The 17,037-nt window shown below is 42.1% G+C and carries 14 protein-coding genes and 1 pseudogene; 5 read left to right on the plus strand and 10 right to left on the minus strand.

Annotation, left to right across the window (positions count from 1 at the left end; genetic code table 11):
• Nucleotides 1-41: 41 nt before the first annotated feature.
• The 3 genes and pseudogenes from zds to V7K62_RS15085 all read right to left on the minus strand — a co-directional run bounded on the left by zds (nucleotide 42) and on the right by V7K62_RS15085 (nucleotide 5,642).
• Nucleotides 42-1,481: a 9,9'-di-cis-zeta-carotene desaturase gene (gene zds / locus V7K62_RS15075; protein WP_334865234.1), complete on the minus strand. Its 1,440-nt coding sequence runs from the start codon at nucleotides 1,479-1,481 to the stop codon at nucleotides 42-44.
• A 277-nt stretch (nucleotides 1,482-1,758) separates the two neighbouring features.
• Nucleotides 1,759-1,935: a CopG family transcriptional regulator gene (locus V7K62_RS15080; protein ID WP_179067046.1), complete on the minus strand. Its 177-nt coding sequence runs from the start codon at nucleotides 1,933-1,935 to the stop codon at nucleotides 1,759-1,761.
• A 2,054-nt stretch (nucleotides 1,936-3,989) separates the two neighbouring features.
• A pseudogene (locus tag V7K62_RS15085) lies at nucleotides 3,990-5,642 on the minus strand (DUF6930 domain-containing protein).
• A 321-nt stretch (nucleotides 5,643-5,963) separates the two neighbouring features.
• Here V7K62_RS15085 and V7K62_RS15090 point away from each other — a divergent pair.
• The 3 genes from V7K62_RS15090 to V7K62_RS15100 all read left to right on the plus strand — a co-directional run bounded on the left by V7K62_RS15090 (nucleotide 5,964) and on the right by V7K62_RS15100 (nucleotide 7,217).
• Nucleotides 5,964-6,320, plus strand: coding sequence for an iron-sulfur cluster assembly accessory protein (locus tag V7K62_RS15090; protein WP_104908912.1), 357 nt, complete (start codon nucleotides 5,964-5,966; stop codon nucleotides 6,318-6,320).
• 86 nt (nucleotides 6,321-6,406) lie between these two features.
• Nucleotides 6,407-6,829: a tetratricopeptide repeat protein gene (locus tag V7K62_RS15095; protein ID WP_334865236.1), complete on the plus strand. Its 423-nt coding sequence runs from the start codon at nucleotides 6,407-6,409 to the stop codon at nucleotides 6,827-6,829.
• A gap of 142 nt (nucleotides 6,830-6,971) precedes the next feature.
• The gene (locus tag V7K62_RS15100) at nucleotides 6,972-7,217 is read left to right on the plus strand and encodes a hypothetical protein (protein ID WP_334865238.1); all 246 of its coding nucleotides are present in this window, start codon (nucleotides 6,972-6,974) and stop codon (nucleotides 7,215-7,217) included.
• A 108-nt stretch (nucleotides 7,218-7,325) separates the two neighbouring features.
• Here V7K62_RS15100 and thyD read toward each other — a convergent pair whose 3' ends face one another.
• A complete protein-coding gene (gene thyD / locus V7K62_RS15105) occupies nucleotides 7,326-8,246 on the minus strand; it encodes a thylakoid membrane protein ThyD (protein WP_334865240.1) in 921 nt (306 codons plus the stop codon).
• A gap of 197 nt (nucleotides 8,247-8,443) precedes the next feature.
• On the opposite strand from thyD, the gene V7K62_RS15110 reads away from it, so the two are divergent.
• On the plus strand, nucleotides 8,444-8,791 hold the full coding sequence (locus V7K62_RS15110) for a hypothetical protein (protein WP_334865242.1): 348 nt from the start codon (nucleotides 8,444-8,446) through the stop codon (nucleotides 8,789-8,791).
• A gap of 72 nt (nucleotides 8,792-8,863) precedes the next feature.
• Here the strand turns inward: V7K62_RS15110 and V7K62_RS15115 are convergent, their stop codons facing one another.
• The 5 genes from V7K62_RS15115 to V7K62_RS15135 form a co-directional block, all read right to left on the minus strand.
• On the minus strand, nucleotides 8,864-9,361 hold the full coding sequence (locus V7K62_RS15115; protein WP_334865244.1) for an FHA domain-containing protein: 498 nt from the start codon (nucleotides 9,359-9,361) through the stop codon (nucleotides 8,864-8,866).
• Nucleotides 9,362-9,558: 197 nt separating this feature from the next.
• Nucleotides 9,559-12,060: a heavy metal translocating P-type ATPase gene (locus V7K62_RS15120; RefSeq protein WP_334865246.1), complete on the minus strand. Its 2,502-nt coding sequence runs from the start codon at nucleotides 12,058-12,060 to the stop codon at nucleotides 9,559-9,561.
• Nucleotides 12,061-12,218: 158 nt separating this feature from the next.
• The gene (locus tag V7K62_RS15125) at nucleotides 12,219-12,596 is read right to left on the minus strand and encodes a hypothetical protein (RefSeq protein ID WP_334865248.1); all 378 of its coding nucleotides are present in this window, start codon (nucleotides 12,594-12,596) and stop codon (nucleotides 12,219-12,221) included.
• Between the two features lie 90 nt (nucleotides 12,597-12,686).
• Nucleotides 12,687-12,962: a TM2 domain-containing protein gene (locus V7K62_RS15130; protein ID WP_334865250.1), complete on the minus strand. Its 276-nt coding sequence runs from the start codon at nucleotides 12,960-12,962 to the stop codon at nucleotides 12,687-12,689.
• Between the two features lie 808 nt (nucleotides 12,963-13,770).
• The gene (locus tag V7K62_RS15135) at nucleotides 13,771-15,345 is read right to left on the minus strand and encodes a CPBP family intramembrane glutamic endopeptidase (RefSeq protein WP_334865252.1); all 1,575 of its coding nucleotides are present in this window, start codon (nucleotides 15,343-15,345) and stop codon (nucleotides 13,771-13,773) included.
• 363 nt (nucleotides 15,346-15,708) lie between these two features.
• Here V7K62_RS15135 and V7K62_RS15140 point away from each other — a divergent pair, with 363 nt between their 5' ends.
• Nucleotides 15,709-15,909: a hypothetical protein gene (locus V7K62_RS15140; protein WP_334865254.1), complete on the plus strand. Its 201-nt coding sequence runs from the start codon at nucleotides 15,709-15,711 to the stop codon at nucleotides 15,907-15,909.
• Between the two features lie 89 nt (nucleotides 15,910-15,998).
• Here the strand turns inward: V7K62_RS15140 and V7K62_RS15145 are convergent, their stop codons facing one another.
• Complete coding sequence (locus tag V7K62_RS15145) at nucleotides 15,999-16,775, minus strand: ABC transporter ATP-binding protein (protein WP_334865256.1); 777 nt, start codon at nucleotides 16,773-16,775, stop codon at nucleotides 15,999-16,001.
• Nucleotides 16,776-17,037 lie beyond the last annotated feature (262 nt).

Raw genomic sequence — 17,037 nt, forward strand, 5'->3', positions numbered from 1 at the left:
AGACGCTTTGCGATCGCGTTCTTTGCACCCTTTGGAGTTCGTTATTTCTTCAAACTCTCCAAAATCACTTTTGCCGCACGTCGTCCAGAAATAGTAGCACCTTCCATGCTGTCGATGTAGTCTTGCTGAGTATAGCTCCCTGCAAGGAAGAAATTATCTACTGGTGTTTTTTGGTTGGGACGGTACGCATCCATCCCTGGCGCTTCTCGATAGAGAGACTGAGCAAGTTTTACCACACTGTACCAAGTCATATTTAACTCCCGCGACGAGGGAAACAATTCATGGACTTGCTTGAGGACATGCTGCGCGATCGCTTCATTACTTTGTGCAATAAACGGATCTCCTGGTGTCAGCACTAACTGTAATAACGACCCCTGTCCTGGGCGATAATAATCAGCAGGGCTAGTCAACGCTAAATCAGCAAAACAAGAAAAGTCAGCATCGGCTGTGTAAAGTAAATTATCGATTCCAGCCGCATGATTTAGCTGTTTACGTTGCTCTGCATCGTTCAGTTCTGTTACCCAACCATCGAAGCGTAACTGCACTGTAGCCACAGGCACTGCATCCAGTTTGTAAATATTGTCAAATTCTGACCACTTACGCCACTCGTGGGGTAGAATGCGTTGAATTCCTGGAACATCACAGGCAAAAACGTAAGCATCAGCGATGATAGTTTCTACTGTATCACCTTGGGCAACTACTATACCAGTGACACGGGTTTGTTCAGCTGACTCTGTAAACTGAATTTCCCGAACTTGTCGGCGCGTGTAAACTTTGGTGCCTCTAGCTTCCAGATATTCCAGAATGGGCTTGTGTAAATATTCAGATGGAGAACCCTCCAGCATTCGCAAAACTGAAGCTTCAGTTCTAACTGCAAATAGCTGGAATATGGTTAACATACAACGGGCAGACATATTTTCGCAATCAATAAATCCCAATGCGTAGGCGATGGGATTCCATAAGCGCTTAATGCTGCCATTACTCCCACCATGACTGCGGAACCAATCGGCAAAGCTAACTTTATCTAAATTGCGGATAGTTTTCATCGCCCCATTAAAGTCTACCAATCCGCGAACTATCGGACTAGTACCCAAAGCGATCGCATTTTGCAATTTATCCTGCAACGATAGTTGGGAAGTAGTGAAAAATGCCTTTAACCCATTGAAAGGCGCACCTGTAAGAAAGCGAAAATCTAAAGCACCAGTGCGCCCCCCTTTATTAATAAAAGTGTGGGTATGTTCCTTGAGGCGTAAGTTTTCTAACACCCCCACTTTCTTCATTAAGTCAAATAATTGGTAGTAGCACCCGAAAAATACATGCAACCCCATTTCTAGATGGTTGCCATCTCCATCAACCCAACTGCCAACTTTACCACCGACAAACGGACGAGACTCAAAAATCTCTATTTCACAACCAGCATCAGCTAGATCTACTGCGGTTGCTAGCCCAGCCAGTCCCGCACCTACGATTGCAACACGCATTCCGTCGTTCCTTTTCCAGTTTCTTTACAGATTGTAACTGGGTTGGTGTCGGAATTTGCTACTTAATATCAACTCCAGCAGCATATTAAGGCTTGCCAATGTCGATACTAAAATCTCTTTGATTACTTCTTTTAGTCACTGCAAATGACCAGACGCGAGAAAAACGCGTCTGTATCATCTAGACAAACTCTTGTCCATAGCGGCGGACTCTCAAAAGTATCATAGATATTTTTTTGATGGCAAAGCAGTTTTCTGGATAAGTCGTGAAAGTAACTTCTTACTTGTTTGCATCTTTGCTGTCGTCGGAGACAGGCAAACTTCTAATCAGTTCACGAATCACATCAGTTGCGGGTCTACCTGTTTGTTGACAATATTTTTCTAGTTTTTCCGCTTCCTGTGTTGCGAGATTGACTGTTATGCGTTTAACGGCCCATTTTTTATTTGTCATTATCATGCTATCTGCTGTATATTTAGATGGTCGAAAGAGTCTAAATTAAAGAGGGAACCGATAAGGTTATCAGAGTTTGTCTCAGGAAACAAGTAATACCATTAATATTAAAAATATTTGTTTTGTCAAAGGATTCATTATTTCATAAAAAAATCAAAAGACTACACTTTATTTGTTACTATTGTGACAGCATAAAGAGCACATAGTTGCTTTTGAAGATAATAAGGCTACTAACAGCATGAGTAAAGCCTGAGAATGAAGTTTTATAAATGAATTTGAGACACCTACTGTTGACTAAATGAAGATTTCCAAAGTTATTCTCCATTGAAATCATTTGACCTTCTCTCTTAACTAAGTTAGCCAAACCCGCTTAGAGAGAACATCCGCTAGAAGACCAGAAAATAAAGCTTCAGAATCATGAACATGCTGAAATGCTGGCTTAAACGCGGGTTGCAGTGGTATGTATAGAGCGCGAATAGTCACTCTTATTAGTAGATAAATAGGCGATCGCTTTGAAACAAACACCCATCTGTAACCATACTGTAACCAAGAAGTTAAGAGCTACTTAAAGGGTTATAAATTTTGGCTTAACTTGATCAAGCTGATTGCTTTTCCGTGCCAATATAGTAGTCATAAAAAAGGGGACAAAACTCAGTCTACTGAGTGTAAATAGCCAAGTTACTTGGTGAATTTTGACAGAAATATCTGTAATTACACACAGATGAATTAATCCCGAATAGATGTGATGTTACTTGACTGTTGCCGAGAATAATATTTTAGTTTTGTTTCATGCTTTTACACTAACTTCCCGTAAGGATGCGATAAAATTTTGCATATTTTTTATCCTCACCCTAGCGATATAATTTGCTTTAAATTCAGCGAGTTTTTGCGATTATTTGTATTCATCTATCTGGAGGTTATATAAACATTTTCAGCCCAGTATTGCGCTATAAGTTGGACATAAAACATTTCACTTATATCTAAGCCAAGATATAAATTACTGCCAATAAAATTTTGATTTACTACTATTTTTTGTTTAGTAAGTATACCTAGAAAAATAATCGTATATTTTAATTTCTCGGCGATGTGTTCATTATAGCTATTATTTACGCGCTTTAAATAATCTTCATTTAGATACTAAATAAGCTATTTTTTATCCTTTATAAAAAAATTACAAAGAAAAAGATATGCATCTGAACTTTTGCTTAATGATATTGATATATAACAAGATGCTAAAGTCAAAAACTTCTCAAAAAAAAGATTCCAATATCTAAGTGCATCAGTTGGGTTTGATTAAAGCAAGCTTTGTAGATAATTTTTCAGCCCTTTGTAGTTATTTATACTGATAGGTATTCCCATAAAATGACTGGAAAACTATGAAAATACAGGTACTTCATGAAATTTAGGTAAAGTTAACTTCTGATGATTGGTCGCCTATTAGTCTTGACATATACATGAAGATTTCTTGCAAAGTGCTGCGCCCTGATAGGTACGCGGATGAAGAAGGCTGAGTGGAACCGGAAACGCTCTGCCTTTGGTTAAAAGACTGCCTACAAGGGATGGGGTATATACAAAAGCGAAAATCCTGAGTACTTTTTACTTTACTGAAACAGTGCTGTTAGCGGATAGCTAGGGTTGAGCTAGTGCTGAGTAAAAAGTAAAATTAACTAGGGGTTGCTGAAAAGGTCTCAACGCCAGGCAGCCCAGGAACAAGTCAAGCCTTATCAAGCTAGGTTTTTAGGACTTGTGTGTACACCGTAGGTTTCGCTATGGGGTAACACAGTACTCAGCACTCCTGAATCAATACTCCGTTGGTAAAGAGAAGAGAGGTAAACGTTAAAATCCCCTTTTCCCCTCTCAAATGCAGTTTCAGTCAATATAGCCGTTCTCGGCCCTTGTGAGATACAAGAACCCGACCCCCAACCCCCTCCCCGCTCTTCGAGAGAAGGGGCTAAGGTGTACCTAATATGATTAGGAAACGCTATATGCCAATAAAATACACATCAACTTAATTTTTCATCCCGATAATTTGAGATTCAGGATTGCGGCAATTCATCCAATTACTCAAATTTAAGTTGGGGTATAAGTTGGAGAGTGCCAATACCTAAATTTTTAGGTGAAAGCGATGCCTACGGCGGGCTTTGCCTACGCCCTTCAAACAAAGCCATCATATCTCGTAACTGAGGATTGCCACGGGAGGCTCCTGTTAGTCCTTTAGCAATAATTAAGCCACAGTAACCTTTAGTATTTTTACACCGCTGATTCCATTTTTTTCGGGCTTCGACATGAATAGGATCTTCATCTAAAAATTCACCGAATAGGAACAATTCGCCATTTTGAGTTTGCAATAAACCTAGGTCGTAGCGATCGCCATCAAAGGGATCGGCACCTGAATTAAAGCAAATTCCTCTCAGTCCGCCTGCTGCTTCAATTCTTTCAATTACAGTCTTCGCCTTGGGCCGGGAGGTTTGAATTAAAATCACCGGCAAACCGTCACCCACTTGTTTGATTTCACTAGCCTGGTGATAGCTGACCCCCTTTCGTAGGGAATCCAACATTTCCCAGGACACTACACCTAAGCTGAGGAAGGAATCTTCTGGTATCAAGTCATCTCGCAATGATTGGAAATCAAGGTTGTCAATCTCCCGATCGTCAATACCAAAGCCTGCCATTTCCTCTAATTCTGCTGCTAACTGCGGCATGGTAGAGACTGTCACAGGCAGAGATTTAGTTGATTCTTCCGACTGCGGCAGAGAAATCCGATAACGACGGCTGAGGCTAGGGAAGATGTTCTCATGAAGTTGGCGACGGTGATCGCGAATAAAACGGCTCAGGCTTTCTATAGCAACCAAGATTACCAATGCTTCTTCGTCATACAAAACAGACCTGAGTCCTTCTAAGGGGTGGATATTACCGAAAGTGGGGTCAATTTCTGATAATGGCAGATCCGCCAAATCATCTTCTTCATCCTCATCTTCATCGGTTTCGTCAACACTCTCAAAAGTGAGAAACAAGCAATCTTGCTTGAGGAACGCTTCTTCTAGATGCTCTGTTGATTCTTCATCTGTTAGAACTGCGGCGCGAAACTGTTTTAAAGACTCTTCTGAGCGATAAAACAAAATCCCATACTCCATTCCCAGCATTCCCATAACTGAGGCGTAGAGTGTGCCAACATCCCACTTATTAATCTCGATTGACAAAATTTGCTGTTCTTCCAAAAATTCCCAAGGTGCTGCTTGCCAAATTGCAAATGCTTTCTCTCGCAAAATTTGTGCATACTGCGGGGGTAAGTCGGGGGTTTGACTATCGAGGATGTCGGCGAATCCACGAAATAGTTCGTCAATTAAAGGCAGTTCTGGTGCGTAGTCAATGGCGATATCCAAATCTTGTAGCACTCCCCGCAAATAAAATTGGATCTCGCGGTCTTTGACTACAATTCTTTGGGGTCTAGCAGGTCTTGCCGGACTCTGGGGATGCTCCATTGCTTGCATTAAGGTGCGAACTATTGCTTCTGGCCCGATATCTGAAGCTACCACGTCCATTCCTCGAACAACACCTTGGGAGTAATCTACCCAAAGAATGCATTCTCCCTTTGCCTCTGAGTCTGAGTACTGGTTTGGTGATGACAACGGACGGCGATCGCCCTCCCATACAGAAGGAATTTGAGTTAATTTCTTCAACCGACGACTGGTAGAGCGATTAAAACTTGTCATAGAGATCAAAAGAAGCAATTTGGAAGTAAACTTTGGGGGCTAGCTAGCCTCGGATTAAATTTTTATGGCTGCACCTGAAGGGTGGTTGCTTCTGTTGCTGCCGCAAGGCTTGAATTTTAAGAATACCGAATGTCTAAACACATTGAGTCTCTCAATTCTAGAATAAAAATCTTTGGCTACTTTTGACGGAGTGTTTACAATTTGGCATCTAGCAACATCTAAGCCGCTAGAATGAATACAAAAACACTCAACGAGCAACCCAGAAGCATTAACAAGCTGATATAGGGTAACGCTTATACTAATTAAGGAGTTGAAAAGCAGATGACACAAGCAATTCAGGCTCAACAACGCGGAATTCTGTTGAGCGAAGCCGCATTGCACCAGGTAAAATCCCTCCGGGACAAGCAAGGCACAGACTTCTGCTTACGGGTAGGAGTGCGTCAGGGTGGCTGTTCTGGGATGTCTTACATGATGGACTTTGAAGACACTAGCAAGATCGCCCCTGATGATGAAGTTTTTGACTATGATGGCTTCAAAATTGTCAGCGATCGCAAAAGTCTGTTATATCTCTACGGATTAATGCTCGATTACAGCGATGCCATGATTGGCGGTGGCTTCCAATTTACTAACCCCAATGCTAACCAAACTTGCGGTTGCGGCAAGTCGTTTGGGGTGTAATATAGTCCTTTGTCATTTGTACCTGGTTATTGAACGAAAGACAAATGACAAATGACCAATGACTAATGACTCATGATTAATTTACTATGACTCAAACAGTTGAATCCCTGTTTGATACAGGTTTAGAACGCTATAAAGCAGGAGAATCAGTAGAATCTTTAATCCCTGTGTTTAAAGAAGTGTGCGATCGCGCTCCTAAAACTAGTGCTGCTTGGGTTTGTTTAGCGTGGTTGTATCTACTCGATAACAAACCCAATTTGGCTTACAAAGCTGCACAGAAGGCAGTCAAGTTAAACCCACAAGATCCCCAGGCTAGAATCAATCTCGCCTTAGCAATGCTGGAAACAAAGCAAAAAGGTTTGCGGGAACACATTGACATAGCACAGCAGTTAATTTTTGTCAATGAAGAATGGAGTGATGAAATAAAAACTAGTATTGAGGACGGTTTAAGTAGAAAACCAGATTGGCAGAGTTTAACAAAAGTCAAAAATTGGCTGTTTGAAGGGTAGAAGATGGGGACTGGGAACTGGGGACTAGGGATAATTTATTAAAGTAAGTCTCTAAGTTGTCTCTTCCCAATCCCCAATACCTAATCCCCAATACCTAATCCCCAATCCCCACTCCAATCCCCACTCCAATCTGATTCCAATCATGAAAGATAAATTGTTAAATTGGCTAAATATGGTTTTAGTCGCAGATGTTTTTTTGGTTTTGTTTGGCTTTGGCTGGTTAGCGATCGCCGCGATCGGTGATTCTGTAGGAGTAAACCTGGGTTTGGATTTGTGGCATAAACTGTGGCAACCCCTTTTTAACCCAGCGATCGGCATTCTCATGGGCGGTGCCATTCTCAGCGGTATTATCAGTTGGGTTTCCAGAAAATTTCTTTCTAGTCAATAGTCAAAAAATGGGGCATGGGGCAATTCAATTTTGGATTTTGGATTTGAGATTTTGGATTAAATTTCAATCTAAAATCCAAAATCTAAAATTCTTACTCCCCACTGCCTTTTAATTAAGAATTTGTGTTAATGCCGATCGCAAATTAGGATATTTGTACTCAAAGCCTGTTTGCACGGTGCGTTTCGGGATAACTTGCTGACCTTCTAAAACAACTATAGCCCCGTCTCCTAAAAGGGCTTCGATCGCAAAAGCAGGAACAGGCAACCAAGAAGGGCGATTCATCACTTGTCCCAAAGTTTGGCTTAAATCTGACATCCGAACTGGGTTAGGGGCAGTAGCATTATATACGCCTTCTATTTCTGGTTTAGTTAAAGCTTGCACAATCAGGTTAACTAAATCGTCTACATGAATCCATGAGAACCACTGCCGACCACTGCCAATAGGCCCACCAGCGAAGAGTTTAAAAGGCGGAATCATTTTACCTAAAGCACCACCATTGCCCAGAACAATCCCAAAACGCAGAATTACCAGTCGCACACCAGCATCTTTTACTTTTCTCGCCTCACCTTCCCAGGCTTGGCAGACTTGGGCGAGAAAATCGTTACCAGATAGACTTGTCTCATCAAAAGTTGCCGTTTCACTGGTGCCGTAGTAGCCAATAGCCGAAGCGTTAATTAACACAGATGGTTTAGGATTAGCGTTGGCTATTGCTTCAACTATTTTTTGTGTACCTAACTTCCGGCTATTGAGGATTTCTTGTTTCCGTTCTGGTGTCCAGCGTCCTTCACCAATGGGTTCTCCTGCCAAATTAACTACGCCATCACAGCTAGCGATGACACTTTGCCAAGAACCAGATGCATTTGGTGTATAGGCAACAATTTCTATATTGTCGAAAGCCTCAGATGGAAAAACCTTTTGAGCAAAGGCGGCGTTCCGAGTTAATACTACTATTTTATGACCTTCCCCGTGGAGTCGTTGTACCAAACGACTACCGACAAATCCTGTTGCTCCAGTAATTGCGACTTTCATTTTCTACCTCAGCCAAACCTTTATTGTAAAGTTTTTAATCAAACTTTCAGCTTACGGCATCTTTCCTTATCGATAGAAGAGGTGTGACTGTATATCTGGTAGTACCTGATCTCAAAAACTTTGATTTTTTAATGACTTTCTGTTTAGATACTTCGGTATTATAGGATGGACGGAGTGTTGCAAGGCGTGGGGCTATTATGGCTCGCTATACCTGTTCATTTATTGTTTCTGTTCCTAGTGAGCATCTGTTGGCGTTACTTGTAGAACTTCTACAGGACTGTCAGTTGGATATTCAATATCACACGGCCGAATATATTATCGGTCGTGAAGTTCCTGGCAATGTTCCTTTTCCTAAATTGACAACAGTAGAAGTACTGATTGATAAATCAAAATCTACTGAAACAGAAACCCGGATGAGTATTGTGATTAAAAATGAAGAACTACCACTCCAACTAGATAATTACTGCCGACAAATGTTTGAGTTGATCAAGCAGGCTATTGAAAGTAGCCGCCATTGGCATTTGATTGAAAGTATTGCAGGATAGCTTTGGTGATTGAATTGACACTCCCAAGGCTTGAAGCCGTGAAAGTGTCAGACTGTGATTGGTAGTTAGAATTCACTCTCCTACATCCTCTAAATCCTCGGCCATGCCGGGGTTTATTAGTGTAATGTCATACTCACTCGAATCCGTTTGTCCCAAACGCTGAGTGTTTCTTAAAAGGTAATAAATGGCACGTACTTGAGGCCCAAAAACGATTTCGTCTTCATTTCTGAGATCGTGGGCTGGTATCTTGCGTCCATTAATCATCAAACCGTTGGAACTAGGCTTACCTTTGGCATCGCCATCTACAATCCGGTAATAGTAGCTATGACTATTATGCTCTCGTGGCAATCTCACTAATGTGGCATGGCGGCGGGAGACAAACTGCGACATTAAACGGATATTACATTCGCGGTCTCTACCGATAGAGTAGACGGGGTGCTCCAGAGAAAATTCTTTGCGACCTTGATCGTCTTCAATAATCAGTAGATGGTTTTCATTGGTTTCTGCTGCCATTGACAAATCGGTGGAACTGTAATTGATTAAGATTTGTTTAGTATCGTATCTTGCCATTTTCGCGCACCATAAGTCTGTGGTGCTAATCTAAATAAGCTTTAAAATTGCATAATACCTTGAAAGAGTAGAACATGGCCGTTCTACTCCAGTAGCTATGATAGCTTTGGTAAGTGTCTTAATCTGACGACTGACTCCTGAATTGTGTTTTGATAACCAAGAGATGTGGTGACAAATTGGACGTGTAAAGGATTATTCTACGGGCGATGAGCTAATCGCCGTAATAATATTGAGTTGGTGACGACGCTAACAGAGCTAAAAGCCATTAATGCAGCAGCACCAGATGGGTTAAGCACAAAACCCAGACTAGGGAATAAAACACCTGCTGCTAAAGGAATGCCAAGTGTATTATATGCAAAAGCCCAGAATAAATTTTGGCGGATTTTGTTGAAGGTGGCGCGACTAAGCTGAATAGATTCGACGACATCGTTTAGGCGATCGCGCATTAGGATAATGTCAGCAGTTTCCATCGCCACATCTGTCCCGGAGTGTAAAGCAATTCCTACATCAGCTTGGGATAAAGCTGGAGCATCGTTGATTCCATCTCCTACCATTGCGACAACTGAGTGAGGAGTTTTCTTTGTTCCCTTGTCTCCTTGTCCCCTTGCCCCTTCTAACTGGAGAGACTGGATTGCAGCCGCTTTTTTCGCTGGGGGAACACCTGCAATTACATCAGCGCTGTCCAATCCTAGTTGTTTGGCTATGGCGCTAGCTGCTTCTTGGCGATCGCCACTGAGCAACATTACCCGTAAGCCCATCTGACGCAACTTGTCTACGGTGGATCGAGCATCCGATCTGAGGGTATCAGAAACACCAATTAGTCCGGCTAAAGTTCCCCCAATTCCTACGTAAACGACTGTTTTACCATCTGTTGCCAAATCCTGTGCTATCAGTTGTGCAGTTTCATTAATGGCAATGCCGTGCCAACTCAACCATTCCCAGTTACCCAACAATACAACTGTGCCCTCTACAACAGCAGATACCCCTAGTCCTGGTTCCGTGTGAAAGTCAACAGCCTTTGGAATAGATAACTGTTGCCGTTGTGCTTCTTGCTGAATCGCTTTTGCTAGGGGATGGTGAGTACCGCTTTCTACGGCTGCTGCTAGTTGGATTAGGGATTGAGCATTGTTATTCTTCTCCTGCTCCTCTGCCTCTTCCCCCGTCTCCAGTCCCCAGTCCCTAATCCCTAATCCCTCAATTAACAGACAATCTGTGACGATGGCATTACCTGTGGTCAGAGTGCCAGTTTTATCAAATACTACGGTGTCTAACTGGTGTACTCTTTCTAAAACGTCGCCACCTTTGATTAACAGACCTCGTTCTGCACCCATAGCAGTCCCAACCAGAATTGCTGTTGGTGTGGCAAGTCCCAAAGCACAGGGACAGGCGACTACCATAACTGCGATCGCGAGTTTTAAACTAATTAATAAAGGGGAATGGGGAGTCGGGAGTGCTGAGTGCTGGGCTTCATGTGTAGCGTGGCTGATCATTTCCATGCCACCAGACATGGTGATATCAGTCCAGATGTGAGTACCGAAAAAGTACCAAAAGACAAATGTCAAGACAGATGCTGTTAGTACCCCGTAGGTAAAGTAACCAGCTACTGTATCTGCTAATTTCTGTACTGGGGCTTTCCGAGTTTGGGCGGCTTCTACTAGAGCGACAATTTGAGCTAGAGTTGTATCACTTCCAATACGAGTTGCCTGAATAGCGATCGCTCCTGACTGGTTTAGCGTCCCCCCTGTCACCATATCTCCTGGTTGCTTGATTACTGGCACTGCTTCCCCAGTTAGCATTGACTCATCGACCGTTGTTTGACCAACCACCACTTCACCATCAACGGGGATTTTATCACCTGGCAGCACTTGTAACCATTCACCGACACGCACCTGTTCAGCGGGAATCTCGACACTAGAAGAACCCACTCCGGCTTTTTCTGGGTTGGCAATCAATCGCGCTAAGAGTGGCTGGAGTGCTAGCAATTTCCTAAATGCGGCAGCGGCGCGACCTCTAGCTTGTTGCTCTAATGTCCTTCCTAAGAGAATAAACCCCAGCATCATTACTGGTTCGTCAAAGAAGCACTCCCAACCCAATTGGGGAAAAAGCAGTGCTACTAAACTAGCAATGTAGGCTGTCAGCGTTCCCAATCCTACCAGGGTATTCATGTTAGGCGCATTTCGCCGCCAGCCCAGCCAGCCATCTACTAAAATCGGCCGACCGGGAATTAATAGCGCTACTATCGCTAGTCCACAGTGAAACCAGATGTTATTTAGGACTGGCAGCATTGAGCTACCAAGATTACCAAAATGTCCACTTCCCGACAATACCAGCAACACCGCAGCGATCGCCAACTGCCATAGAGAAGAACGCATTTCTCGGCGTTGTCGTTCTGCTGGGTCTGGTAAGGTAGATATTTCGCCTACTACTGTGCCACTAGCTTTTCTCTGTTGAGTCGGGAATCCAACGGCTGTTAATCGCTGTGCCAGTGCATCTGCATCTATTACACCAACTTCTGACTCTACAACTGCTACCTCTGTGGCCAGGTTCACACAGGCACTCTTGACTCCTGGATGTTGGGTCAGCTGTCGCTCTACTGCATTCACACATCCAGCACACTTCATACCCCCAACATCTAGAATAATCTTCTCTAGGATTGGGTCAAGTTCTGGGGCTAGCTTAGTTTTCGGGACAAGTTGCATGGCTTGTGTTTAGATTCGCTACAGAAATTCAACGCCTGACTAAAAGCGTCTCTAATTCGAGCGTAGGCTAAATATGGAACTATGACTCAATGTCAACCATATTAAAATTATTAATTTATTGTACTTCGTTGAGCATCGAGACTATCGCTGTACTTAATTCAAGGTTCCAAGTTCCCAGATTTATCTGTAGGATTTTGAATTTGGAATTTTAAATTTGGAATTTTAAATTCCCCTACAGGGGGTTGACAGATCCAGCGTCGATAAGTGACATAGATAATAGCTACCACCTGCATGGGCGCGATCGCAATCAGGCTTTTGAAGAAATAGTTGATTTCCAAATGAGACATAACACTGAAATATCCTAAGCCCAACAAGAAGAACATTGCCCAGTTAAGCTGTTTAGATTTGAGAATGAGCATATCAATAGAAATAAATATAAGAGGTAGAAGTGCTGTATAACTTCTGCTAAAGGTAAATAAAGAAGAATCCTTGAGGCTAGGTGAAACGGAAGGGAAAAAGGACGTTTCTTTAGTCACTGTCCCTTATCCCCGCGCTCTTGCTACAATCAATCCTACGCTTGGCAGCGTCTGTTACCCTCTGCTTCCAACAAGAAGGCAGTTCTTGCACTAGAACCAGCCCTGCTTATTCATAAAATAGGTATTTACAAATTCTTCAGGGGATTTATTTAAGTAGATCATGCCTTCGATTAAACCTACAAGTTGCATAATTAACAAGGCAATGCCGTAGGTGAAAGAACCCCCAACTACAGAAATCACTAACATGATAAAGCCTTCCGAAGCGTATCCTAAAATAAACTTATGAACCCCAAACGCTCCCAGGATAATGCCACAGTAACCAGCTAGAAGTTGTTTGGTAGGGTGACTGGGGTTGAGATTTGCCATATAAGTGCTGCTCCTTGATAAGTGAGTATAAAAATAAAGTCTTTATTGTAATGAAAGCAAGTAAATGTATTTGCTTAATAAATAGATTTTGAATTTTTTCAGTATAAATAAGTCCCTAGACGAATAACTAAAATCAGCGTGCTTCTATTCCAGAGGAGACGCCAAGATGTCTTGCGGTATAGCCTGAAAATCTGGCGCTCCTTAATGACTTTTGGTGGATTTGATGATCGCAAACCCTGGTGCAGCAGTTTTGCAGATTTTTAGCTAAGACATTTTTCTTGAGAAGAATGAATCTCAATCATCAGCAAAAGCTGCTACATACACCACTTTTTACAAGTCCATCAGTATTATTTCCGGATTCTTTTGCGTAGGCGTAGCCCGCCCGTCGTAGACATCGCTTCCAGTGGGCATGAAACACCATCGCACCAATGACAAGACCAACTGTGTGGCTAGTGGGAATCTAGAAGTGCAAGAGGCATCTTCCATATCTTTCTAACCGCTTTTTAATTGCCGATCCCCACTTCCATGAGTGCAAAACGGAATTGTATTCCAATTCATGACAGCTAAAGATGGTTCAAGAAGACAATTAACATCTCGAAAATGGCTAAAATCAACCGAATGAGAATAAATGCTTAACTAGATAGTTTGCTGTCTATGTTAATAGCATTCTTTGATTTGCTTTTGCCATTATCTTAATTGGATTTTCAGCTAGTATTTATGCTTATAACCAATTATAACTAGTAAATTGTTCCTACTTATCGAGATATAAGCAGATATTTTATTTTTTGGCAACAGTAATGTATTCGTGTTAATTACTACCTAAAACAAACAAACTTAATAGTGTACCACTATTCCAGAGGCTGTGGAGGAGCATAGGAGCGAGGAGATTGCGCGATCGCGTGTAAACGACTCCCAACACAATTCCCAACGCGGTCAGGGGGAGAATTTCCGATAAGCTGAGGTGAGCGATCGCAAACAACAAACTACTTATCAGAATCGATCCCCACACAGGTAAGTAACGAGTTAGAGAGGGTAACAAAAAACCGCGAAATAGGATTTCCTCAAAAAATGGAGCTGCGATAGCAGCTGTGGAGAAAAATATGCCAAGTGCTATACCATCTTGGCTTTCCAGCGCTAGTTGCAACAGAGGATTACTACCACCCTGTCCTTGCCATAGCAGTTGATTAATCAAAGATACCACCACAACTATAGGTAAAGCCGTGCAATAGCCTCCCAGTCCCCACAAAAACCAGTTATCTTGAAAACGGAAGCGAAACCAGAATTCTGGTAGTGGAAAAAAGCGCTTAAGAGAGAAATACAGCACTAACAGCGCACCTAATGCTACCAATAGGTAACTAACCAAGACAGAAAACGCCTGAAGTCGAACATCCACAATGGGACGCGGAATCGGTAGCAGCGATATCACCAAGGGCACAAAAATTTGCCCCATAAAGAAAAAGCCTACGATAAAAACCTGCAAAACCGTTTCACCATTCCAAGGCGTTGACCAAGGGATATCAGCATTTTGAGCTAATAACGAGGCTTTTCCTTTCAACAAACGTTGAGCAAATAATAAAATCAGCAGTATTAGACCAATTAAAGCTGCCAAGGTGGGAATAGTGCCAATAACCGCCAATTTCAACACTGCTTGAGCAGAAGATTCTTGTTGTGCCGCTTTTACTGCTGATAACGCGTCTTGTCGTTGCTGGAGTTGGTATAGCTGAACCAAAGCAGTAGAGCGAAACCAACCTTCTAAATTTTTTTGAATTGGTTGTTGAGCATTTTGGAGAAGACGGGGAGGATTGTTCCACAGTCCACTCAAGACAGCAGCAGTTTCTCCAAATTCTGGATTAATATCTGAGCGTTGTTGTAATTCGCTCCAAGTTTTGAGGGCTGTATCCGTCTGCCCTTGCTGTGCTTGTAAAATTCCCAGCCGCAAGTCTAATTCAGCCAGTAATTTTTGTAATTGCTTGAGGGACTGCTGTAACTGTTGCTGTCCCTGTCTAGAGGTTTTAGTAGTGGGAGGAACGTCCGGTAGAGGTTTCGGAGGTGTGAGAGTTATTTCAGGTTGAGAGCGTAATTGTGCAAGTTTGTTGTTAACTTTGTTTAAATTAGCTTGAACTGATTGACGCGCCTCCTGATACTGCTTTGTGGCGCTTTCTAGGGGTTGCTCACCAAGTATTGCTTCCCGAATCGCCTGGAGATTGTCATCACCGCTATCTTCTGATTGCCAAGCTTGGGCTTGTAAAGCAATATTTGTTTGGTATAGTTCCAAGCGACTTTGAAATTGAGGTTCTTGCCAACTACCGAATAAAGCTGAAACTGCCAACAGAACTGCTATCGGCGTCAGCACAAAAATTAAAACCAACCGCTTGAGTGTCATCTATCCCCCTTTGACTAACTAGTGGAGAGCGCGTCCCCCTTGGGAATTATCGCAAGAAAAAGTCAGAGGTGGATAAATATCATCAATATTAGGACTTACGCAACTGGCACAGTGCGATCGCATTATTTTAGTACATAAATACTATACTGAAGTGGTATACTCAGAGGACATTGCTGAAATTAGTAACAGTAATCGGCTGTGTTAAGTATTTATCAAATCATGAGAAAATTAGCTATTGTTATCTTGGGATAAAGAGGAGTTGAAATCAGGTAAAATAGTTAAAATAAAAAAGTTACCTCAAGCTAAAAAAGTGAACCTGTTCTGGGTAAGTGTAGAGATTCTCTTTGATGATTTTTTGCCACAGTGGAACTAAACTGCTCAACCCCAACGACACTTAGAATTGCAAGTTATTTAATCCACGTTCCATTAGTAGTTTTTCGCTTAGTAAATAGGCAATATCTATTGCAGCGAGGAAATCCTGTTTGGTTAGCAGAGATAGGTTTAGAAATTGGTTATGAACGGGAACCTATCAAGGAATTACCGGGATTGGTTGTATTGGCATGAAAAACAAGGAGTCAGAGATATGACACCTGTGTTATCCTTGTCTCACTTACTTGTCCTATACTGTTAGGACTTTTGCAATAGGTCTAATTTTAAACAGCAGAAATAGCACAAACCTGTAATCCGACAGGTGTGTGGATAATCACTGATTCTACACCGAAGACTTGTGCGATCGCATTTGGTGTCAGAACTTCTTCAGGTCTACCAACTTCCCAAATATGACCCTGTTTTAATAATGCAATGCGGGAACTATATCGGGCTGCTAAATTCAGTTCGTGTAGAACTGTGACAATAGTTAATTCCTGGTGCTGATTCAGTTCTTTGAGTAGTTCTAATAGTTGCAATTGATAGTTGATATCTAAAAAAGTTGTAGGTTCATCTAATAGTAAAACTTTTGGTTCTTGTGCCAGTGCTAGAGCTAAAAAAGCCCGTTGTCTTTCACCACCTGAGAGTTGTTCGACTAAGCGATTGCTTAATTTTTCTAATTGCGTCTTTTTAATTGCAGCTTCAACTTTGAGGCAATCTTCAGCATTTAATTCCCATTGCCACCAAGGTTGATGCGGCGTGCGTCCTAAACTTACTAATTGTCGCACTGTTAGGCCAACAGGAACCGTTTGTTGTTGCGGTAGTAATGCCAGTTTCTGTGCAACTAGATTTGGAGATTGAGAGTGAATTGCTTTGCCATCAAGTAGCACTGTTCCATGCTGTGGTGAGAGAATACGACTCAGCAATTTGAGTAAAGTAGATTTACCTGAGCCATTAGCACCAACTAAACTCAACCATTCTCCTGTTTGCAGAGTGAGGTTAATGTCTTGGACAATTGGTACTGCGGTGTAACCGCCTGTGAGGTTTTGCAGTTCGAGTGGCATTTCAGAAATTCAAAAATCAAAAATGAGAAACTTAATATTATAAGATTTGAGTGGATTATTTGACACCCTTATACCCTGTTAAACTCAAAAAGTTAGTCGGGCTAAAAAATTTGGCTGCAATCTTCTTTGAAAGATTTAAAGCGATGTTTTATTGGTAAGTCGCTGCAATAACAAAAGCCTCCTCAAATTCTGATGAGGAGGCTTTTGTTAGTAAAAAAAAACCTGGCATCGAGCTATTTTTGCGTAGGGCTACCCCTAAACT

It is taken from the genome of Nostoc sp. (assembly GCF_036917935.1).
In the GTDB taxonomy this organism is placed as follows: Bacteria; Cyanobacteriota; Cyanobacteriia; order Cyanobacteriales; family Nostocaceae; genus Nostoc.

Coding starts and splice junctions, on each gene's coding strand:
- zds (WP_334865234.1), bottom strand. CDS start 1,481: ATGCGTGTTGCAATCGTAGGTGCGGGACTGGCTGGGCTAGCAACCGCA.
- V7K62_RS15080 (WP_179067046.1), bottom strand. CDS start 1,935: ATGATAATGACAAATAAAAAATGGGCCGTTAAACGCATAACAGTCAAT.
- V7K62_RS15090 (WP_104908912.1), top strand. CDS start 5,964: ATGACACAAGCAATTCAGGCTCAACAACGCGGAATTCTGTTGAGCGAA.
- V7K62_RS15095 (WP_334865236.1), top strand. CDS start 6,407: ATGACTCAAACAGTTGAATCCCTGTTTGATACAGGTTTAGAACGCTAT.
- V7K62_RS15100 (WP_334865238.1), top strand. CDS start 6,972: ATGAAAGATAAATTGTTAAATTGGCTAAATATGGTTTTAGTCGCAGAT.
- thyD (WP_334865240.1), bottom strand. CDS start 8,246: ATGAAAGTCGCAATTACTGGAGCAACAGGATTTGTCGGTAGTCGTTTG.
- V7K62_RS15110 (WP_334865242.1), top strand. CDS start 8,444: ATGGCTCGCTATACCTGTTCATTTATTGTTTCTGTTCCTAGTGAGCAT.
- V7K62_RS15115 (WP_334865244.1), bottom strand. CDS start 9,361: ATGGCAAGATACGATACTAAACAAATCTTAATCAATTACAGTTCCACC.
- V7K62_RS15120 (WP_334865246.1), bottom strand. CDS start 12,060: ATGCAACTTGTCCCGAAAACTAAGCTAGCCCCAGAACTTGACCCAATC.
- V7K62_RS15130 (WP_334865250.1), bottom strand. CDS start 12,962: ATGGCAAATCTCAACCCCAGTCACCCTACCAAACAACTTCTAGCTGGT.
- V7K62_RS15135 (WP_334865252.1), bottom strand. CDS start 15,345: ATGACACTCAAGCGGTTGGTTTTAATTTTTGTGCTGACGCCGATAGCA.
- V7K62_RS15145 (WP_334865256.1), bottom strand. CDS start 16,775: ATGCCACTCGAACTGCAAAACCTCACAGGCGGTTACACCGCAGTACCA.